General features: G+C 26.3%; 3 protein-coding genes. 1 reads left to right on the top strand and 2 read right to left on the bottom strand.

Features of this window, described 5'->3' with window-relative positions; translation table 11 throughout:
* Window positions 1-148 precede the first annotated feature (148 nt).
* On the top strand, window positions 149-376 hold the full coding sequence (locus H2280_RS08245) for an acyl carrier protein (protein WP_337196264.1): 228 nt from the start codon (window positions 149-151) through the stop codon (window positions 374-376).
* A 19-nt stretch (window positions 377-395) separates the two neighbouring features.
* Here the strand turns inward: H2280_RS08245 and H2280_RS08240 are convergent, their stop codons facing one another.
* Window positions 396-1,439, bottom strand: coding sequence for an acyl carrier protein (locus H2280_RS08240; protein ID WP_337216237.1), 1,044 nt, complete (start codon window positions 1,437-1,439; stop codon window positions 396-398).
* Between the two features lie 51 nt (window positions 1,440-1,490).
* A partial coding sequence (locus H2280_RS08235) for a DUF2920 family protein (RefSeq protein WP_337216236.1) occupies window positions 1,491-1,748 on the bottom strand: 258 nt, incomplete at its 5' end.

The following is a 1,748-nucleotide window of genomic DNA, read 5'->3' as shown; positions in this document are numbered from 1 at the left end:
TTGATAGTTTTAAACTCAATCAAAATGGTAAGATTGATAGGGGTTATTTAATGAAATTTGAAAATATTTAATGGCCTTTAAAGCCAAAAATTTGACTTAATTTTAAATTTAAGTGATAATACGATTTTAAAAATTACAAAGGAATAAAATGCAAAACGTTAAACAATTTTTTATCAATATAGAAAGAACCGATATTGATGAAAGCATGACAAATTTGGTTAGCGAAGATTTTATTGATAGTATTGATATCATGGCTTTAGTAGCTGAAATAGAAAAATACTATAAAAAGCCTTTAAAAGCTGAATTTATAACTCCTGAAAATTTTGAAAGCTTTGAAAATATCAAACAAATGCTAGAGCTTGCTATGAAGAATTAAGATAAGTTAAAAACTTATCTTAATTTTCTTTTAATGATTGGATGATTTTATTTTTGGAGATGATAATTTGAGCTATAAAATCAACTATATTATCCCAATCTTCTTTTTTAACTTCTTTTAAAGTATAATTTTCTTGATACTCTTCCCAATTTACAGGAGTAAAAAGGGATTTTTTATGTGGAAAATATTTTTGTCTCACCCATTCAAGAGACGGCGCAAAATAATCCACATAAGCTTTAGCGATATCTTTTTGAACTGCAAATTTCAATCTTTTTTCTTGAGTGCCTTCAAATTTTCTTCTTGCCATAAAAAGTAAAGAATTTAAATTATCTTGTTGCAAATCTTTTTGATTAAGTCTAGACATAAGTTCCATTCCCAAGAGATTAAAACTTTCATTTTTTGTTTGTTTTAAAATAAAATTTTCATCCCATTCAAGCCCCAAATGATAAACAAAATCTTTAAGCAAAGTTCCCCCAACATAATCTTCTCTTAAAAGCCTCACGATTAAATTTTTTTCTCCAAATACTTCTGCATGAGTTTTACAAATCCATTCATAATTAAAAATATATTTTCTAGGATGGTTACAAGGTGCAAAATCAGCAGAATAATACCCCATATTATTTTTATGATCTTGTGAACAATGAGAATTTAAATAACCTAAAGTATCCCTAAAGTACACAATGATATAAATTTGAGTAAAGCCTAATTCTCTCATAACTCTTTCTAAAATTTCGACATGTCTTTTAGTGGAAAAATCCCAAACTATACCTTCAGCTGAAAAAATAAATTTCTTATCCCTATGCAATGCACTTTCAGCTTTAAAATTTTCTATAGTTCTTAATAATCTTTCATTGTCTAAATCCTCTAAAACATTTTGGCTTAATTTTTCTTTTTTGATTAATTCTAAAACTATATCCACTAAAGCCCAATGCCTATTTGCTACTCTAAGGCTTTTTGGATAAATATAACCTTTTTCTAAAAGCTTTTCTTCATTTTGCATCAAAAAACCTTGCTTTTCTTGGTTTCCTGTATTGGTGGTTCCTATGTGTAAATATGCTATCATTTGATTCCTTGTTTCAATTAATTTTTAATATTTTATCAAAATTTTCATTATTTAAACAATCTCAAGCTTAAATTTATCCCCTTCATCTTTAAATTTGAAAACTTTGTTTTTGCAAGGATAAGAAATAGAATTTTCTTTCATAGGCGATTTTTTATCTTTTAATTTTTCAAGCATTAAAGGAAGTTCTTTTTTAAATAAAGTTCTAATACTTAACCTCATACCATGTTCTAAACTTTTAATATATTTACCATCAATATCCTTTTCATCTTGGATTAGATGTAAAGTTGCATCAAGATTAAGTTGCTTTAA

This window comes from Campylobacter sp. 2457A (genome assembly GCF_020135895.1).
Classification (GTDB): Bacteria; Campylobacterota; Campylobacteria; order Campylobacterales; family Campylobacteraceae; genus Campylobacter_D; species Campylobacter_D taeniopygiae.
Note: the sequence above shows the minus strand (reverse complement) of the source record. Positions and strands in the feature narration are given on the sequence as shown.

Excerpts from the sequence above, each read along its gene's own strand:
- H2280_RS08245 (WP_337196264.1), top strand. The coding sequence starts at position 149 with ATGCAAAACGTTAAACAATTTTTTATCAATATAGAAAGAACCGATATT.
- H2280_RS08240 (WP_337216237.1), bottom strand. The coding sequence starts at position 1,439 with ATGATAGCATATTTACACATAGGAACCACCAATACAGGAAACCAAGAA.